Below are 16,961 nucleotides of genomic sequence, written 5' to 3' on the forward strand. Positions count from 1 at the left end.
GGGGCGCGCGGCGAGCGGGGCGGGGCGTCAGGCGACCGGCTGGGGATCGGCCTCGGGCGCGCGCGCCTGATCCTCGTCGGCCGCGGGGACCGGCTTCGACATGAGGGCGGCCGCTTCCTCCGCGGAGAGCGACGTCAGCTTCTCGAGCTGCTCGGCCGTCATCTCGTAGACCGTGGAGAACTCACCGATCGGAACGACCGTGTGCATGACGCGGTCGCCGTACAGGTGGACGAGGTTGAAGCACTGCGCGCCGTCCTGTCCGCGCATCGTGCCCGGGGCGATATTGAGGTCCTGCGTGTAGCAGGTGGCCGAAGCGACCGACACGGGCACGCCGCCGATCTCACTGAAGGTGTTGTAGTGGAGGTGTCCGCCCAGCACGGCGCGAACATCGGTTCCCGCGATGGCCTCGGCGAAACGGGCCTGATCGCGCAGCTCCACGAAGGACACGGCGTCGATGATCGACGGCACGGGCGGGTGATGCAGCGCGATGAGGGTGCCGTCGGGCGCTGGGGTCTCGAGCTCCGCGGCGAGCCAGGCGTACTGCTCGTCCGTGATCTCGCCGTGATGGAAGCCGGGCACGGTCGAGTCGAGGGCGATGATCCGCAGACCGCCGACCCAGTGGACCATGTCGACGCTCTCCTCGCCGGCGTCGGAGTCGAGGAGATGCTTGCGGAACGGGGTGCGGGTGTCGTGGTTGCCCATCACCCAGATCACGCGCGCGCCGATCGCCTCGGCGGCCGGTTCGACGAGGGCCCGGAGTCGCCGGTAGGCGTCCTCGCGGCCCGTATCGGCGAGATCGCCCGTGAACACGATCGCCTCGGGGCGAGCCTGGGTGCGAGCGAAGTCCTCGAAGAGGCGGGTGAGGTTGGCGTCGCTGTCGACGCTGCCGTGCAGCAGGGTGTCGTCGGCCACGAAGTGGGTGTCGCTGATGTGAAGGATGAAGTGCTCTGCTGCCGGGTACTGCTGGGAACGCATGTTCTCGTCCTTTCGGGAGGAGTTCGGGTGGAGGTTCGATCCGGATCCTGATCCGGCTCCTGCTTCTTCTGCGGGCGGGCCCTGCGTGCGGGCCGAGCGGGCGCGGGGCTCTCGGTCCCAGCGCCCGAGTCAGTCGACGAGCCGCTCCTCGAGCCGCTCGAGCGCTGCGCGATCGAGGCCGGCTCCGCGGAGCATCGGAACGACGCCGCCGTGCAGCTCGTCGATGAGGTCAAATGTGCGGTCGAGGGCCTCGGCGGGGCTCGCGATCAGGAGTTCTCGAGCACTGGGATCGAGCGGGCCGAAGCGCCGCTCGGCACCGTCAAGCATCCGCTCGGCCCACTCCCCCGCGAGGTTTCGTCCGCTGGCCTCGTAGTCGGCGAGAACCTGATCGCGCTCCACACCGACCGCGGTGAGGGCGGCGGCAACGACGAGGCCGGTGCGGTCCTTGCCCGCGGTGCAGTGAACGAGCACCCCGCCCGCCGGAGCGTCCGCAATGAGCCCGACCGCCCCCGCGAGTCGGGGCACCCGCTCCCGGATCACGTGCGCGTAGACGTCGACCAGGGAGATCGGCGTTCCCGCGTCCGGGAGCCCCGCCGAATCGAAGATGGGGTGGTGCACCGCCTCGACGGATCCGATCGGAAGGGCGCTCGGGGCCGATCGCAGCTCCTCCGTGCTACGGAGATCGATCACTCGGGAGATCCCCTGTTCGGCGAAGGCTTCGCGCCCGGAATCGTCGAGCGCGTCGAGCGCGTCGGACCGGAAGAGTCCCCGGTTGCTGAGCGACCCGCCGCGGGCGCGGTAGCCGGCCGTGCTGCGGAAGTTGTGCGTTCCGGCGATCCGGATCGGGCGACCCGCCGCGGGGCGTTCTGTCGTCGTGGTCATGCGCTGGCTCCTCGTCTCTCGTGTCTCAAGCTCTCGCGGGACCGGCCTCAGCCGATCAGCTCCTGGGCGCGTTTCGCCGCCTCCTGCATCGTCGGTTCCGCCGGCTTGCCGAAGTACACGACCTCCTCGATCGCGGTCGAGAGCAGATCGTCGACCTGGACGTAGCTGTTCCCGGGGAACGAGACCCACGGCTGCAGGCGATCCAGCTGCGCGATGTTTACCTTGACCAGGGGATTCGCCTCGACCCAGTCGTAGAGGGCTCCGCCCTCCTTCGTGAGCCCGGTGCGCAGCGGGAGGTAGCCGATCTTGCTCGAGATCAGCTCGTAGGCGCGATCACTCGTCATGAATCGGATGAATTCCCAACTCGCACGCTGTTTCGCGGGGTCATCGCTGAGGATGAAGAGCGCGGAACCCGAGTTCGTCGGCACCGCCTCCTTCCCGGGGAACTGCGGCATCGGCGCTGCGGCGAGCTTCCAGCCTCCGGCCTTCGCGCCCTGCATGAAGAGTCCCTGCATCGCCGAGGTCGTGAGGATCATCTGGACATCGCCCTTGGGCAGCCCCTCCATCTGGCCATGGGTGTCGACGTTTCGGATCACGCCGGCGTCCTTCATCCTGGCGAAGCGCTCGACGGTCGATACCGCCTCCGCCGATCCGAATCCGATCGTCTTCCGATCGTCGGAGAGCACCTCGGCGCCGTTGGACTTGAAGACGCCCTGCATGCACCAGTTGCCCCCCTTCACCGTGCAGGTGATGTCGATCGACGGTTTCCCGGTCTTCGCGGTGATCTGCTTCGCGACCTTCTCGACGTCATCCCAGGTCTTCAGGACCGGCTCGCCCTGGATTCCTGCCGCCCGCAGTGCGTCGGCGTTGTAGAACAGCACCGGTGTGGAGAACACATAGGGCATGCCGTAGGTCTTCCCGTCCCAGTCGCCGAGCACCCTGGCGCGCTCGTGCATCGGGTGCGCGCCGTCGAATGCCTCCTGGAGCTCCTCCGGGGGCACCAGGTCCGAGATCGGCTTCGCGCCGAGCTGGGTGGCGGCGTACTCCAGGGCGTCAAAGGTGATCTGCCCGACGTCGGGCGGGTTGCCGGCGAGGAGCTGGGTCTGAATGCTGCCGACATAGTTTCCAGCGGCGGCAGCGGCACCCTGCGTGGGCTGCCCCTTCACCGTGATGTTCGGGTGCTCGGCCTCGAACTCCGTGATGAGCTGGTTGATGGTGTCGGTCCAGACACCGGCCTGGGTGAGGTTGTAGCTCTCGAATACGATCTCGACCTTCTGGTCCGGCTTCAGCTCGGGCACGACGGCCGCGGCGGAGCCGGACCCGGCGCCCCCGTCGGAGCACGCGGTGAGGGTGAGCATCGCGGCGGCGAGGAACGCGCCGAGGGCGGTGGTGCGTCGGAAACGCATGGGGGTGTCCTTTCGAAGTGTGTGAGAGTGCTGCTGGGTGGTGAGTGGTTCAGGGGTTGAGCGCGGCGACGGGCGCTGCGGCCCGCGCGGCGGCCGCCGGGACCTCGTGAGCGTCGGTGCGCCACTCGAGTCGGCGGCCAGAGGAGCGATCGAAGAGGTGCAGGCGCTCGGCGGGCGCCGCGAGGACGACGAGATCGCCGATGCTCCACTGCTCGGCGCGATCGCAGCTCGCGATCACTCGCTCCTCGTCGACCCGGCAGTGCACGAGCTGATCACGGCCGAGATTCTCGACGAGCTCGACCGTGCCGCGGAAGGCCGCCCCGGAGGTCGGGACGGCCTCGGGGGCCCCTCCGCCGTGCAGCTGGAGGTGCTCGGGTCGGACACCGAGCACGATGTCCCGCTCGGGGGTGCTGCCCGGCCACAGCACCGCTTCGATCCCCGGCGCGAACACCGTGATGTGGGAGTCGCTGGTCGACAGCGTGCCGGGGAGCAGGTTCATCGCCGGCGAGCCGAGGAACCCCGCTGCGAAGACCGAGCTCGGTGTGTCGTAGAGTTCCGCCGGCGTGCCGTACTGCTCGATGCGCCCCGCGTTCAAGAGGGCGATCTTCGTCGCCATCGTCATCGCTTCCACCTGATCGTGAGTGACGTAGACGAAGGTGGCGCCGAGCTTCCTGTGCAGGGCGGCGAGTTCGCGGCGGGTGGCCGTCCGAAGCTTCGCGTCGAGGTTCGAGAGCGGCTCGTCCATGAGAAACGCCTTCGGCTCTCGCACGAGCGCCCTGGCGAGCGCGACCCGCTGGCGCTGCCCGCCGGACAGCTCCTTCGGTTTCCGGTCGAGCAGGTGGCCGATCTCGACAGCCTCGGCCGCCGCGCGCACGCGCTCCTCGATCTCCGTCTTGCTGCGCTTGCGCACCCGGAGCGGGAAGGCGAGGTTCTTGGCGACCGTGAGGTGCGGGTAGAGGGCGTAGCTCTGAAACACCATTGCAAGGTCGCGCTTGCGCGCCGGGAGCGCCGTGATGTCCTCGCCGTCGATCGCGATCGTGCCGCCCGTGGGCTCGAGGAGGCCGGCGATCATGCGAAGCAGCGTGGTCTTGCCGCAGCCCGACGGCCCGAGCAGGACGAGGAATTCCCCGTCCTCGATCTCGAGCGAGATTCGATCCGTCGCAACGAAGTCACCGAATTCGCGCGTGATCTGGGAGAGTACGAGCCGGGCCACTGGCCACCTCCAGGAAATAATGTTTCCTGACTTTCGATTCTCAGGAAACGCTTACTTCCAGGGTCGCCCCGCACAGTGAACGACAGGGAACGGCTGCGAGAATCCCGGGGGCCGTCTCCGCGAACGGATCATGCGAAACGTAAACGGCCGGGGACGATCGCTCCCCGGCCGCTCCCGATGCCTCAGGCCGCTCGCCTCATTCGTCGGAGGGCTCTAAGATTTCCGGCTCCACGATTTCGCGCACCACGTCCATCGAGTCGGCGATCGCGTCGAGAGTTTCCTTGCGCTCCGTCCGCGCCGCCGAGTGCAGCGCGGACAGCAGCAGCATCTGCACGATGTTCCCCGTCACGGCCTCGTCGTTCAGGCTGTGGAAGTCGGCACCGGCGATCAGCGGAAAATCGGCGATCTGCGCGAGGTCGGACTTCGCGTAGCTCGTGATCCCGACCACGTCGACGCCCGCCTCCTTCGCGAGCCTGGCCGAGCGGAGCGTGAACCGGTTCATCCCGCTATCGCTGACAGCGAGGCACACGTCCCCCGGCTTCAGCAGCTTCGCCGAGATGTGCTGCGAGACGATGTCGACGGGGGCCTCGCACACCTTCCCGCTCGCGAGGAAGTGCAGCGCCACGGACTGCGCGGGCGGGAGCGACGCCCCGTTGCCGACGACGAGCAGCCGCCGCGCGTCCCGGATCCGGTCGGCGGCCCGATCGAACACCCCGAAGTCGAGCGCGCCGAGCGCGCCGTGAATGTGGTCGATCGCCCGCCCGAACAGCGCTTCGACCGGGTGGGCCGGCGCCGTCCTCGGCGCTGGGGCCGGCGGAGCCGCCTGGTCGCGGATCAGCAGTTCGCGCAGATTCTGGAAGCCGCCGAAGCCCATGCGCTGGCAGGCGCGCACCACCGTGGCAGGCGACACCCCGGCTTCCCTGCCGACCTCCGCCGCGGACATCTGCGCCACCGCCGCCGGCCGGTCGATGCACAACTGAGCGACGCGCCGCTCGCTCGGCACGAGCGACGGAACGAGGGACTGCAGCAGGGCGCGGGTACCCCCGAGCGGGGGCGCGGAAACCGGGTTCATACCCTCGTTGCTAGCACGTCGACATGACCCGGAGGTGTCGCGAGGCCGCAGGCCCGCGCGCATTCCCTGCCGCCGACAGGCGACACGGCTATCCGGACGCGCCGACCGGAGAGGCCAGCCGGGGCCCCGCGGCTGCGCCCGACGCCACGCCGACGGGAAGCGCGTAGGTGCGCAGCTCGAGCACCTTCTCGCCGCCGATCCAGAGCCCGTCGCGGGGTGCGTCGCGCGCGAAGCCGAGCGTTTCGTAGAGGCGGTGGGCGCCGACCATGTTCGGGGCCGTCTTCAACACGACCGCGGCGAAACCGGCCGTGCGCGCGCGGTCCACGACGGCCTGCATGAGCGCAGCGGCGATCCCGCGCCGCCGCGCAGCGGGCGACACGCCGAGGAGGCGCACGTCGAGTTCGTCGTCCCGGACGTCCTCGTGGAGCGGTGGCCCGCCCGCACGCCGCGTCGTCACGCTGCCGAGCACGCGGCCGTCGGGGTCGACGGCGACCCACAGGTCGAAGCGCGCCGCGCGCGCGCTCGCCTCGTGCACGGGATCGCGGTCGGCTTTCCCCGCCGCGGCGGCGTCGCAATCGAACTCCGCTTCCTCCTGCGGGCCGTAGTCAGCCTCGTAGGCTTCGCTGATCAGGCGGTCGATCGCCGGGTATTCGGCGGGGAGCGCGGTGCGGATCGCAACGCCGGCGGCCGCGGCCGCCCCGAATCCGCCCTCTGCCGCGCCGGGCGCGACGACCCGCGCCGTCGGTTCGTGTCTCATGCCGCAGCACGCTCCTCTCGCTGTCCCGCAGGAGTCCAGCCGAGTTCCGGGCCGATCCGGGTCGCGAGCTGGTGCAGGATGTGCTTCCAATCCTGCAGGCCGAACTCGAAAGGAAGCTCGAAGAGGTAGTCGTCCGCGGCCTGGAACGCGGCGTCGTTCGTGATGAACTCGATGATCTCGTCGAGGGATCCGAGCACGTCGGGCGCGATGATCGTGTTCTTGCCGTGGACCTTCTTCGTGCGCGGGAGGCGGGCCTCGGCGTAGTCGCGATACTTCCGCACCTGATCAGGCGTGGCGCCATCGGTCGGGACGATCACCCTGGCGACGCTCGCGCGCGCGGCCTCACCCGCGGGGTGCGCCGCGCGGAACGCATCGATCTGGGCGCGCTGCGCGAGCGCGAAATCGGTGATCCCGTTCTCCGAGGAGCTGATGTTGCTCACGAGCCAGTTGAGTCCCGCGCTCCCGGCCCACTCCGCAGAGCGCAGCGATCCGCCCCCGTACCAGAGTCGGTCGGAGAGCCCCGGGCTGTGCGGTTCGACCCGGTCGGAGTCGAAATCGCCGCCGATTCCGTTGTACTCGGGCACCTCGCGCACCGGGTCGCCGGCGAGGAAGGAGCGCAGCCGCTCGATCCGGCCGTACCCGTAATCCTCCTCGCGCCAGCCGGCGTCGTGCACGAGATCGTTCACCTCGTCGGCGTAACTGGGGCCGTGCACGCTGAGCCCGGGCAGCACCCGGCCGCCCGAGAGGAGATCCGCGGTCGCGAGGTCCTCGGCGAGCCGGAACGGGTTCTCGAAACCGACCGGGATCACGGCGCTGCCGAGCCCGATCCGCTCGGTCACCTGCGACAGCGCCGAGAAGTAGGCCGCTGGCGACGGCAGGCCGTGCTGCAGGTGCCTGGTGCGCACCCAGCCGCTGTCGAGGCCGAGCTCCTCCGCGTAGCGGAACAGCTCGATGCCGTCCCGCAGGCCCTGGGCCGGATCGTCGCGATCGAAGGGGACGAGGTGGATGAAGCCGAGCGTCTTGAGCGGGCGGGCGGCGGTCGTGTCGGTGGTCATGGGATGCTCCTTGGATCTCGGATCGTTCGATGCGGTCGTGTGGTGGGGCCCGAATCCGGGCCTAGATCTGGTATTCCGGGCTGCCGAGCGCGAGGTGGTATTCCCGGAGGAAGCTGCACGTGCGCTCTCCGGCGTCGGGCCCGAAGAACTCCTCTGGCGGGGCGTCGGCGACGATCCTGCCGCCCTCGAGGAACACCACGCGCGAGGCCACCTGCCGCACGAAGTTCATCTCGTGCGACACGATCGCCATCGTCTGCCCCGCAGCGGCGATCCGCCGGATCACCTGCAGGACCTCGCCGACGAGCTCCGGGTCGAGCGCGCTCGTCGGCTCGTCGAGGAGGAGCACGTCGGGCTGCATCGCGAGCGCGCGGGCGATTCCGACGCGCTGCTGCTGCCCGCCCGAGAGCTGGGCCGGATACTGCGCCGCGTGAGCCGAGAGGCCGACCCGGTCGAGCTGTTCGGCCGCCTCGCGCTCGGCGTCGCGGCGGTCGAGGCCGCGGACGATCCGCAGGCCCTCCGCCACGTTTTCGAGGGCCGTCTTGCGCGAGAACAGCTGGAACTGCTGGAACACCATCGCCGTGCGGCGGCGCAGCGCGAGCACCTCGGCGCGCGAGGCCTTCGCCGCGTCGACGCTCAGGTCGCCGATCACGATCCGGCCGGCATCGGGGCGTTCGAGCAGGTCGATGCAGCGCAGGAGGGTCGATTTGCCCGCTCCGGACGGGCCAACGATCGCCGTCACCCGGCCGGGCTCGAGCTCGAGCGACAGCCCGTCGAGGATCGTGCGGTCACCGAAGGACTTCGAGACGTTTTCGAGTGCGATCACGCCGGTACCTCCTGTTCGTGTTTCGTGAGCGGTCGATCCCGCCCGGTCGCGTCCCGCTGGGGCGCCGATCCTTCGGCGGCGAGCGCGCCAGCTCCGGTGAGCGCGCCGCTCCCGCCGTCGGGTTCCGGCTCGCGCGCCGGGGCGGAGGCCCCGCCGGTGCCCGGGCCGCGATCCGAACCTGGATCGGGACGCGTCCCCCGACCGGGGCGGGGCGAACGCCCCGGCACGCGGGGCCGCTGCATCTGGCGCTCGATGATGCGAGCGAGCTGCTCAACGATCACGGTCAGCGCCCAGTAGATGATCGCGGTCGCGAGATAGGCCTCGAAGTAGCGATAGTCGCGGCCGCCCAGGATCTTCGCGAAGGCCGTGATCTCCACGACCGAGACGACGAACGCCAGCGACGACTGCTTCAGCATCCCGATGAAGTGGTTGACCAGGGTCGGGAAGGCGACCACAGATGCGACGGGGATCGTGATGCGGCGCAGGGTCTGCCACGGGGTCATACCGAGCGCGTGCGCCGCCTCGACCTCGCGCCGATCCACCGAGAGCAGCGCCGCCCGGATCGTCTCCGAGCTATACGCCGCCTCGGTCAGGGCGAACGTCACAGCGGCGACGAGGAACGGATTCAACGCGAGCGCGTTCCACTGCGTCCCGAACGCGTGGTTCGCGTACAGGATCAGGATCGGCACCGCGTTCACGTTGAGCAGCAGCTGCACGAGCGGCGGCGTCCCCCGCAGATAGGACACGAGCACCGCCGTGAGCTGGCTGAGCACGGGAACGCGCGCGAGCTTGATGAGCGCGAAGCCGAGCCCGAGCACCGTGCCGAGCACGGTCGCGAGGACGCTCAGGGCGAGCGTGATCGGGATGTACGGCAGCAGGTCGAGCGCGTACTTCCCGATCGCGCCGAAGTCGATGATCGCGTCGGTCCCCATGCGCTAGCCCGCGGTCTTGGGGGTCACGTCGACCCCGTCGAAGAACCGCTCGCTCAGCTTCTTCAGCGTGCCGTCCTTCTTGAGCTCGGCGAGCGCGCCGTTGATCTCCTGCACGTTCTTCTCGACATCGGGCTTCTGCTTCGAGAAGGCGTAGGCCGAGTAGAGGTTCGTGCCGAAGGTCTTCGTGAGGTACCCGCCGTCGAGCGGCTTGAAGTCGAGGTTCAGGCCCTTCTGCCCGCCGTAGCCGTTGTAGACGACTCGCTCGTTGAACAGGAAGTCGATGCCGCCCGTCGCCAGGTTCTTGTACTGCGTCTGCAGGTCGGCCTCGGTGTACTCGATCTCGATCTTCTTGTCGGGGTGCTGCGCGTTGTACTCCTCGAGCACGCGCGTGAAGTTGAGCCCCGGCTCACCGTAGGTCTTCTTGCCGGCCAGATCATCAAGGGTTTTCACGTCTTTGACGGAGGAGTTCTTCGGCAGGATGATCCCGAACTGCGCCTCGATGTAGGGGTCGCTGAAGTCGTACTTCTCCTTGCGCTCCTTCGTGGCCGACAGGTTGTTGGCGACGAGGTCGAAGCGGCCCGAGTCGAGCCCGGCGAACAGGGCCGGGAACTCCGCGACCTGGAATTCGAAGGCGACGTCGGGGAGTCGCTTGTCGATCTCCTTGAGGATCTCGATGTCGTATCCCGTGAGGTTTCCGGCCTCGTCCTGGAAGGTGTACGGCTTGGGCGAGGCGCCGGTCGCGACGAGGAGGGTGCGCTCCTTGCCTCCCTCGTTGCTCACGTTGCCCGCGGCCTCGTTCGCCCCGCCGGTCGAGCAGGCCGTTGCGCCCATGGCGACGGCGGCGATCGCGCCGAGGAGGAGGGTGCTGCGTGCGAAGCGGGCCATGGTGGTTCCTTTCGGGTTTTGCCCGCGAGCGATCGCCCCCGGGTGGTGCACCGGCAACACTAGGGACCGGGACTCATCACTTCAAACTATGTGTCATATTGTTTCGGGTTATGTCCCAGGATTGCGCAGGGCCCGCTCCGCGGTCGGCACAGACGCCATGCACGCGCGGAAGCTAGAATGACCGGGTGACTGAGCGTGTATTGATCAAGGACCTGGCCGCCCGCGAGGACGGCACCGTACGAGTTTCCGGCTGGGTCGAAAAGGTTCGGGACCAGCGCTACGTGCAGTTCGTGGTGCTCCGCGACGAGACGGGCGCCGTGCAGCTCGTCAACGGCGGCGTGCTCCGCGAGCCGGATCCGGAGAATCCCCGATCCGACATCCTCGTCCCCCGCACCCGCACCATCTCCGAGCTCACCCACGGCACCTTCGTGACCGTGACGGGCGAGCTGCAGCACAACGAGCGCGTCAAGCTCGGCGGCGTCGAGATCCAGATCGAGGAGATCGAGGTCGTCGCGGCCTCCCTCCCCGACAACCCCGTCGCCGACGACTCCGGGATCGACGTGCGCCTCGACTGGCGCTTCCTCGACCTCCGCCGCCCCGAGCAGAACCTCGTGTTCCGCGTGCAGACCACCTTCCTGCACGCCCTCCGCCAGGTCTGGATCGACCACGGCTTCATCGAGGTGCAGACCCCGAAGCTCATGGCCAGCGCCTCCGAGTCGCGCGCCGAGCTCTTCACCGTCGAGTACTTCGAGGGCCAGGCCTTCCTCGCGCAGAGCCCCCAGTTCTTCAAGCAGATGGCGCAGGCCGCAGGCTTCGGCGGGATCTTCGAGGTCGGGCCAGCGTTCCGCGCCGATCCCTCGTTCACCTCGCGCCACGCCACCGAGTTCACCTCGGTCGACTGCGAGTTCAGCTGGGTTGACTCCCACGAGGACGTCATGGAGCTCCACGAGGAGCTGATCGTCGCAGGGATCACCGCCGTCAAGGAGAAGCACGGCGCCGAGATCGAGAAGCTCTTCGGCATCGAACTCGAGATCCCCTCGCGCCCGTTCCCCCGCATCCCCCTCGCGGAGGCGAAGGAGATCGTCAAGGAGCGCGGCTACGAGGTGCCCCGCGCCGACGCCGACATGGACCCCGAGGGCGAGCGCCAGATCGCGGCCTACGTCAAGGAGAAGTTCGGCCACGACTTCGTGTTCCTCACCGACTACGCCTGGTCGATCCGCCCGTTCTACCACATGCGCCATGCAGAGGATCAGTCGCTCACCAAGAGCTACGACCTGATCTACAACGGCACCGAGATCTCCACGGGCGCGCAGCGCGAGCACCGCATCGAGATCCTCGAGCAGCAGGCGAAGGAGAAGGGCCTCGATCCCGAGGAACTCGGGTTCTACCTGGACTTCTTCCGCTACGGCGTGCCGCCACACGGCGGCTTCGGCATGGGACTCAACCGCGTGCTCATGCTCATGCTCAAGCAGTCCTCGATCCGCGAGGTCACCTACCTCTTCCGCGGCCCGAACCGTCTGCTGCCCTAGCGGCGAACACACAGGACCCCCGGTTGGCTCGGCCGACCGGGGGTCCTCGTCGTTGCGGCGCACCCCTCGCCGTTTCCGGCTTCACGGGTGCCGCTCACGGGGCCGGCCACGGCCCCGCAAGATTCAGCGGCGGCGCGCGATCACGACCGTGTCCTCCAACAGCGCCGGCCCGCCGTCGGGGGCCGTGGCTTCCCGCGTGCGCACGCTCGCGTCGAGCACGTCCCACTCGCTCGCGTCGAGCTCGAGCGCGGCGAGCTCGCCCGCCGGCGTCGGAAACTCCCCGGGATGATCGGGCGCCCACGGCGGCGGAGCGGCGTGCGACACGAGCACGAGGGTGCCACCGGGCGCCAGCCTGCGCGCGGCCGCGCGCAGGCTCGACGCGCGCGGAAGCTCCACGGGCGATTGCAGGAAACTGGCCGTGATCAGATCGAATGGAACCGGTGACCGATCGAGAGCGGCGGGGTCAGACGCCCATGCGCCGAGATCACCAGCGATGAAACTGACCCGTTCCGGGTCGATCCCACGGTCCCGGGCAGTCGCCTCGCCGCGCGCAACCGCCGTCGCCGAGAGATCGATCCCCGTGGCGCGCCAGCCGCGCTCGGCCAGCCAGAGGACGTCACCGCCCTCGCCGCAGCCGAGGTCGAGGGACCGCCCCGGCGGGAGATCGGCGACGGCCGCCGCGAGCGAGGCGTTCACCCGTCCGGACCAGCGCGCCCCTCCGGCGTACAGGTCCTCCCAGAACGCGACGGGATCGGCCGCGGGAGCGGCTTCGTGCCCGCCCGCGTGACCCTGGGCCGAATCGGCCTCGGGGTCGCCGGCGGCATCCGCTGCGGCGCGCGCGGAGTCCTCATCGACCAGGGCGGCGTTGACCGAGATCCCAGCCTGGGTCCCGGCCGCCATGGCCATCGGCACCGTGGCCGCGGGGGCCACGACGTTGCCGACGGCCCAGATCCGCGGATGGCTGGTGCGCTGCATCGGATCGACCGCGAGAAAGGCCCCGTGCGGGGTGTCCGCGCGCGCGAGCTCGAGTCCGGCGAGGAAAGCGTCGCGCGGCGTCTGACGTGGCGTCGTGAACACCGCGTCGATCGGGTATTCCTTCCCATCCGCTGTCCGCACCGCGACGACCGCGCCCGCGGCACCAAGCACCTCGGCGACCGGCGCGTCGACCACCCTGGTCCCGCGGCCGCCGATCTGGGCGCGCTCTTCCGCGGTCAGGGCCCCGAGCCCGTGCGCGAAGACGGTCAGGTCCCCCGTCCACTGGCGGAGGATCTTCGCGAGGTGCATCCCGCTCAGCGCGGTCGGGATGACGCCGATGCGGGATCCGCGCACCTCCCACCCGTGGCAATACGAGCAGTGGAGCACGCCGCTCCCCCAGTGCTCGACGAGGCCCGGAATCGGGGCGAGCTCGTCGCGCACCCCGCTGGCGACGATGACGGATCGCGTCGCGGCGATCGTCCCGTCGTCGAGTTCGAGCCTCAGCTCGACGCCGGGTTCGCCCTCGTGCTCACTCACCCGCGTCACCCTCGCGCTGCGGAATTCGACGCCGTAGGCCGCCGCCTGAGCGCGCCCGAGCGTGAGGAGTTCCCCGGGCGGCACCCCGTCGAGGCCGAGCACATTGTGCATGTGATCGGCGAATCTGTTGCGCGGCTCCGCGGCGTCGAGCACGAGCGTGCGCCGGAGGGAACGACCGAGCGTCTGCGCCGCACTCAGGCCGGCGGCTCCTCCGCCGATGATGATGGTGTCCCAGGTGGTGTGCGTCATGCTCCCAGAATGCGCGAGACCATGCGAGAATGGCAATGCCGTTTGCGGAAACAGCAAGGAGGATCTCGATGCACGAGACGCCTGACCCGGCCGAGCCGAGCGCCGAGGAGTCGCTCTCCGCGCTCGGACCGCGCCTGCGTGCGGCCCGCCACGGTCGGAACTGGACGCTCGAGGAACTCGCCGAGCGCGCCGGAATGTCACCGAGCACGCTCTCCCGACTCGAGTCGGGCAAGCGGCAGGCCACCCTCGAACTCCTCCTCCCGCTCACCCGTCTGCTCGGGGTGAGCCTCGACGATCTCCTCGCGCCGACCGCGCGGGATCCGCGCGTGCGCCGGGCCGCGATCCGCAAACGGGGCAGAACCATCGCCCCGCTCACCCGGGAGGAGTCGGCGACCAGGGCGTTCAAGATCACCTTTCACCCCGACGCACCCCAGGGCGACCCGCGCGTGCACGAGGGACAGGAGTGGCTGTACGTGCTGTCGGGCCGCCTGCGCCTCACCCTGGGCGAGCGCGAAACGGTGCTCGAACCGGGCGAGGCCGCGGAGTTCACCACCACGATCCCCCACCTGATGCGCGCCGAAGGGGACCGCCCCGCCGAGGTGATCAGCATTTTCAACGCCTCGGGCGAGCGGATGCACGTGACCGGGGCGGAGTAGCCCAGCGGCAGCGGCTGCGCGGGCCCGAACGCGAGCGCCACGGCGGTCGCTGCGTGCGGGCAGGCGCGCGAGCGGCCCGGGAACCGCGTGCAGCTCACCACGCAACGGAACGCAACCTTCACCCCGCCGGCGAGCTCCGGAACGTGACGGAGCGATAGGGTCGCGGTGAGGCCGCGAGTCGTCGCGAGTGCCCGGGACCGCGCGCGAGATCAGCCGCGCAGGACCACCCGGACGATCTGCCTCGCCCGGAGAAGGAGAGGACCCATGCTCGACACGGCAGGTCACGTGGACCACCTGATCATCGGCGGCGGGGCCATGGGGCTCGCCGCGGCATGGCAGCTCGCCCGGCGCGGCGAGCGAGTCCACCTCATCGAGCAGTTCGGGCCGCATCACACGCTGGGCGCCTCCCACGGCTCCACGCGCAACCTCAACGACGCCTACCGCGAGGAGTTCTTCCTCGACCTCTTCGACGAGGCGTTCGGGCTGTGGCGATCGCTCGAGGCCGAGACCACCGCCCCGCTCCTCGGCTTGCACGGCCTCGTCACCCAGGGCGACCCCGAGATCATCGAGGCCACCTACGACGCCCTCCGTGCCCGCACGCACGATGTCGCCCTCCTGGACCCTGCCGAGGCCGAGGCCCGCTGGGCCGGGATGCGCTTCCGCGGGCCGGTGCTCCTCAGCGCAGACGCCGGGATCGTGTACGCGGCGCGCGCCCTGGACGCACTGGCGGCTGCGGCGCAGCGGGACGGCGCGCGGATCGAACGGGAGTCGCGGGTGCTCTCGATCTCACCCTCCGCGCGCGGCGTGACGGTGGAGGTGCAGGCCGCGGACGGGAGCCGCAGGACGCTCACCGCCCCGAGCGCGATCGTCGCGGCCGGCGCGTGGTCCAGGCCGCTCCTCGAGGGGATCATCGATCTCCCGCGGCTGCGCGTCACCGAGGAGCACCCGGCGCACTACGCCCCGCGCGACCCCTCGCACATCTGGCCCAGCTTCAACCACCTGTTCGCCGGCGAGGAGCTCGCGGCGCTCGGCGGCAACGTCTACGGGATGCCGAGCCCGGGCGAGGGGATCAAGGTCGGGTTGCACCTCGTCGGACACGAGGTCGACCCCGACGCCCGCACCCTCCGCGCATCCGACGAGGTGCGGGAGCGGCGGCGAGCGCACGTGGCCGAGTGGTTTCCCGGCCTCGATCCCGACAGCGGAGATGAGATCAGCTGCACCTACACGTCGACCGAGTCGGAGCGCTTCGTGCTGGATCGCGTCGGGCCGCTCACGATCGCCGCGGGGTTCTCCGGCCAGGGCTTCAAGTTCACGCCGGCGATCGGACGGGTCCTCGCGGACGCGGCAACCGGCGCGTCGCTCCCGCCGGCCGAGTTCCGGATCGCGAGTCACGCGCAGACCGCGTAGTCACCCCGCTGCGGCCCGGGCGCGCGACGGGGCCGGGCCGCGGCGCGGCCGGGGCGCGACGTCACACGTCGCCCCGGCGCGCACGCGACCCGGCCCCGTCCACGGGATCAGGAATCGCTGATCAGGCCTCGGCTTCGACCTCTGCCCGCTGGCGCGGTCCCGCCGCGAGCGCGGTGCGCGACCGGTTGATCCGAACGAGCACGAGGTAGACCACGACCGTGACCGCGAAGCCGACGAGCCAGGCGATGTCGATGCCCTGCAGCGGCTCGGCGAACGGGCCGGTGAACAGGGGCGTGATCATGAACGGCACCTGCGCGGCGAGGCCGATCGCGTAGCTGACGAGCCCGATCGTGTTCCACTTGCCGTAGCGGCCGCCCGAGCGCTTGAACAGATCGTCGACGACGTACTCGCCCTTCTGCACGATGAAGTAGTCGGCGAGGTTGATCGCGGACCAGGGAATCAGCACGTACAGGAGCAGGGTGAGGAAGCTCTCGAACATCGTCATGAAGTCGCCCTGACCGAGCAGCGCGATCATGGTGGCGACGCCGCCGCAGATCACCGTCGTCCAGATGCGGGTTGCCGAGGTGACCGTGATCCGGAAGCTCGACTGCATCGCCGTGAGCGCGTTCATCACCGCGGAGTACAGCTCGACGCCGTTGATCAGCGCGGAAGTGACCGCGAAGATGACGAGCACGATCAGGCCGATCGGGCCCAGGTGGTCTCCGAGCGCCGCGAGCGGGTTCCCTGCGTTTGCGGCACCGAGCAGCACCCCGAGCGTCATCACGAAGACCGAGCTGACCACGAGACCGAGGTAGGTGCTCCAGAACGCGGTCTTCGGGCCCGTCTTCTTGGGCAGGTAGCGCGAATAGTCGGAGACGTAGGGAGCATACGCGAGCTGCCACACGATCCCGATCGCGAGCATCGCGAAGAAGCCGTCGAAGGAGAACGCCGCCTCGGCGCGCTGCCCGGTCACCTCGGGCTTCGTCCACAGCAGGATCATCGACAGCGTCACCGCGGCCGCGATGAGGATCGAGATCCACACCATCGTCTTGCGCAGCATCTCGTAGCCGAAGACGCACAGGACGATCCCGACCGCGGCGAAGCCGATGATCGCGATCGAGCCGTTGACGCCGGGGAATACCGCGAGGAGCGCGTCCTTCGCGACGATCAGGATGCTCGTGAAGAAGCCCATGAACATGACGAAGGCGATCAGGGCGAACAGCCCGCCGCCGAGGTAGCCGAACTGAGCGCGGGCCTGCAGCATCTGCGGGATTCCCAGATGGGGGCCCTGCGAGGCGTGCAGCGCCGAGCCGAACGCCCCGATCACGTTGCCGGTGAGGATCGCGACGATGCTCCACCCGATCGGGAGCCCGTAGGCGCCGCTCGCGACGGCGCCCGTGACGACGGTGAGGGGCATCATGTTGAGGCCGACCCAGATCGCGAAGATCGACCAGCTTGTGCCGGTGCGTTCGTTCTCGGGGATTGGCAGGATGTGCTGCTGCTCGAAGCGAGCGAAGGTCTTTGTTACGACCGGGGGTTCGTTGGACACGGGGTCTCCTTTTCGGCGTCTTTGCCAGGCGCGGCCCGGGGATCGGGCGCGCCGAGTAC

The 16,961-nt window shown here is 69.7% G+C and carries 15 protein-coding genes; 3 read left to right on the forward strand and 12 right to left on the reverse strand.

Annotated elements, in window-relative coordinates:
* Window positions 1–27 precede the first annotated feature (27 nt).
* The 10 genes from JD292_RS06590 to JD292_RS06635 form a co-directional block, all read right to left on the reverse strand.
* Window positions 28–975 carry a phosphodiesterase gene (locus tag JD292_RS06590; protein ID WP_200131934.1) on the reverse strand — a complete coding sequence of 316 codons (948 nt, stop codon included), beginning with the start codon at window positions 973–975 and terminating at the stop codon, window positions 28–30.
* Between the two features lie 129 nt (window positions 976–1,104).
* A complete protein-coding gene (locus JD292_RS06595; protein ID WP_200131935.1) occupies window positions 1,105–1,857 on the reverse strand; it encodes a tyrosine-protein phosphatase in 753 nt (250 codons plus the stop codon).
* 47 nt (window positions 1,858–1,904) lie between these two features.
* The gene (locus tag JD292_RS06600; RefSeq protein WP_200131936.1) at window positions 1,905–3,263 is read right to left on the reverse strand and encodes an ABC transporter substrate-binding protein; all 1,359 of its coding nucleotides are present in this window, start codon (window positions 3,261–3,263) and stop codon (window positions 1,905–1,907) included.
* Between the two features lie 49 nt (window positions 3,264–3,312).
* Window positions 3,313–4,476, reverse strand: a complete 1,164-nt coding sequence (locus JD292_RS06605; protein ID WP_200131937.1) for an ABC transporter ATP-binding protein — start codon at window positions 4,474–4,476, stop codon at window positions 3,313–3,315.
* A 196-nt stretch (window positions 4,477–4,672) separates the two neighbouring features.
* Window positions 4,673–5,548: a MurR/RpiR family transcriptional regulator gene (locus JD292_RS06610; protein ID WP_200131938.1), complete on the reverse strand. Its 876-nt coding sequence runs from the start codon at window positions 5,546–5,548 to the stop codon at window positions 4,673–4,675.
* Between the two features lie 88 nt (window positions 5,549–5,636).
* Window positions 5,637–6,305 carry a GNAT family N-acetyltransferase gene (locus tag JD292_RS06615; protein WP_200131939.1) on the reverse strand — a complete coding sequence of 223 codons (669 nt, stop codon included), beginning with the start codon at window positions 6,303–6,305 and terminating at the stop codon, window positions 5,637–5,639.
* A complete protein-coding gene (locus JD292_RS06620; protein ID WP_200131940.1) occupies window positions 6,302–7,360 on the reverse strand; it encodes an LLM class flavin-dependent oxidoreductase in 1,059 nt (352 codons plus the stop codon). The genes JD292_RS06615 and JD292_RS06620 overlap by 4 nt, the downstream gene beginning before the upstream one ends.
* Window positions 7,361–7,421: 61 nt before the next feature.
* Window positions 7,422–8,183, reverse strand: a complete 762-nt coding sequence (locus tag JD292_RS06625) for an amino acid ABC transporter ATP-binding protein (RefSeq protein ID WP_200131941.1) — start codon at window positions 8,181–8,183, stop codon at window positions 7,422–7,424.
* A complete protein-coding gene (locus JD292_RS06630) occupies window positions 8,180–9,115 on the reverse strand; it encodes an amino acid ABC transporter permease (RefSeq protein ID WP_200131942.1) in 936 nt (311 codons plus the stop codon). Before JD292_RS06630 ends, JD292_RS06625 begins: the two co-directional genes overlap by 4 nt.
* A gap of 3 nt (window positions 9,116–9,118) precedes the next feature.
* Complete coding sequence (locus tag JD292_RS06635; RefSeq protein ID WP_200131943.1) at window positions 9,119–10,000, reverse strand: transporter substrate-binding domain-containing protein; 882 nt, start codon at window positions 9,998–10,000, stop codon at window positions 9,119–9,121.
* Between the two features lie 185 nt (window positions 10,001–10,185).
* On the opposite strand from JD292_RS06635, the gene aspS reads away from it, so the two are divergent.
* Window positions 10,186–11,529: an aspartate--tRNA(Asn) ligase gene (gene aspS, locus JD292_RS06640; RefSeq protein WP_369411174.1), complete on the forward strand. Its 1,344-nt coding sequence runs from the start codon at window positions 10,186–10,188 to the stop codon at window positions 11,527–11,529.
* A gap of 123 nt (window positions 11,530–11,652) precedes the next feature.
* On the opposite strand, the gene JD292_RS06645 is transcribed toward aspS, so the two are convergent.
* Window positions 11,653–13,290, reverse strand: coding sequence for a bifunctional NAD(P)/FAD-dependent oxidoreductase/class I SAM-dependent methyltransferase (locus tag JD292_RS06645; protein WP_200131944.1), 1,638 nt, complete (start codon window positions 13,288–13,290; stop codon window positions 11,653–11,655).
* Between the two features lie 68 nt (window positions 13,291–13,358).
* Here JD292_RS06645 and JD292_RS06650 point away from each other — a divergent pair, with 68 nt between their 5' ends.
* Window positions 13,359–13,946 (forward strand): helix-turn-helix domain-containing protein, encoded by a 588-nt coding sequence (locus JD292_RS06650; RefSeq protein ID WP_200131945.1) that lies wholly within the window; start codon window positions 13,359–13,361, stop codon window positions 13,944–13,946.
* 264 nt (window positions 13,947–14,210) lie between these two features.
* Window positions 14,211–15,353: an FAD-dependent oxidoreductase gene (locus JD292_RS06655; protein ID WP_200131946.1), complete on the forward strand. Its 1,143-nt coding sequence runs from the start codon at window positions 14,211–14,213 to the stop codon at window positions 15,351–15,353.
* Window positions 15,354–15,474: 121 nt separating this feature from the next.
* Here JD292_RS06655 and JD292_RS06660 read toward each other — a convergent pair whose 3' ends face one another.
* Window positions 15,475–16,902, reverse strand: coding sequence for a purine-cytosine permease family protein (locus tag JD292_RS06660; protein ID WP_200131947.1), 1,428 nt, complete (start codon window positions 16,900–16,902; stop codon window positions 15,475–15,477).
* Window positions 16,903–16,961 lie beyond the last annotated feature (59 nt).

It is taken from the genome of Leucobacter edaphi, assembly GCF_016522535.1.
Taxonomy (GTDB): Bacteria; Actinomycetota; Actinomycetes; order Actinomycetales; family Microbacteriaceae; genus Leucobacter; species Leucobacter edaphi.

Coding starts and splice junctions, on each gene's coding strand:
- JD292_RS06590 (WP_200131934.1), bottom strand. CDS start 975: ATGCGTTCCCAGCAGTACCCGGCAGCAGAGCACTTCATCCTTCACATC.
- JD292_RS06595 (WP_200131935.1), bottom strand. CDS start 1,857: ATGACCACGACGACAGAACGCCCCGCGGCGGGTCGCCCGATCCGGATC.
- JD292_RS06600 (WP_200131936.1), bottom strand. CDS start 3,263: ATGCGTTTCCGACGCACCACCGCCCTCGGCGCGTTCCTCGCCGCCGCG.
- JD292_RS06610 (WP_200131938.1), bottom strand. CDS start 5,548: ATGAACCCGGTTTCCGCGCCCCCGCTCGGGGGTACCCGCGCCCTGCTG.
- JD292_RS06615 (WP_200131939.1), bottom strand. CDS start 6,305: ATGAGACACGAACCGACGGCGCGGGTCGTCGCGCCCGGCGCGGCAGAG.
- JD292_RS06620 (WP_200131940.1), bottom strand. CDS start 7,360: ATGACCACCGACACGACCGCCGCCCGCCCGCTCAAGACGCTCGGCTTC.
- JD292_RS06630 (WP_200131942.1), bottom strand. CDS start 9,115: ATGGGGACCGACGCGATCATCGACTTCGGCGCGATCGGGAAGTACGCG.
- JD292_RS06635 (WP_200131943.1), bottom strand. CDS start 10,000: ATGGCCCGCTTCGCACGCAGCACCCTCCTCCTCGGCGCGATCGCCGCC.
- JD292_RS06645 (WP_200131944.1), bottom strand. CDS start 13,290: ATGACGCACACCACCTGGGACACCATCATCATCGGCGGAGGAGCCGCC.
- JD292_RS06650 (WP_200131945.1), top strand. CDS start 13,359: ATGCACGAGACGCCTGACCCGGCCGAGCCGAGCGCCGAGGAGTCGCTC.
- JD292_RS06655 (WP_200131946.1), top strand. CDS start 14,211: ATGCTCGACACGGCAGGTCACGTGGACCACCTGATCATCGGCGGCGGG.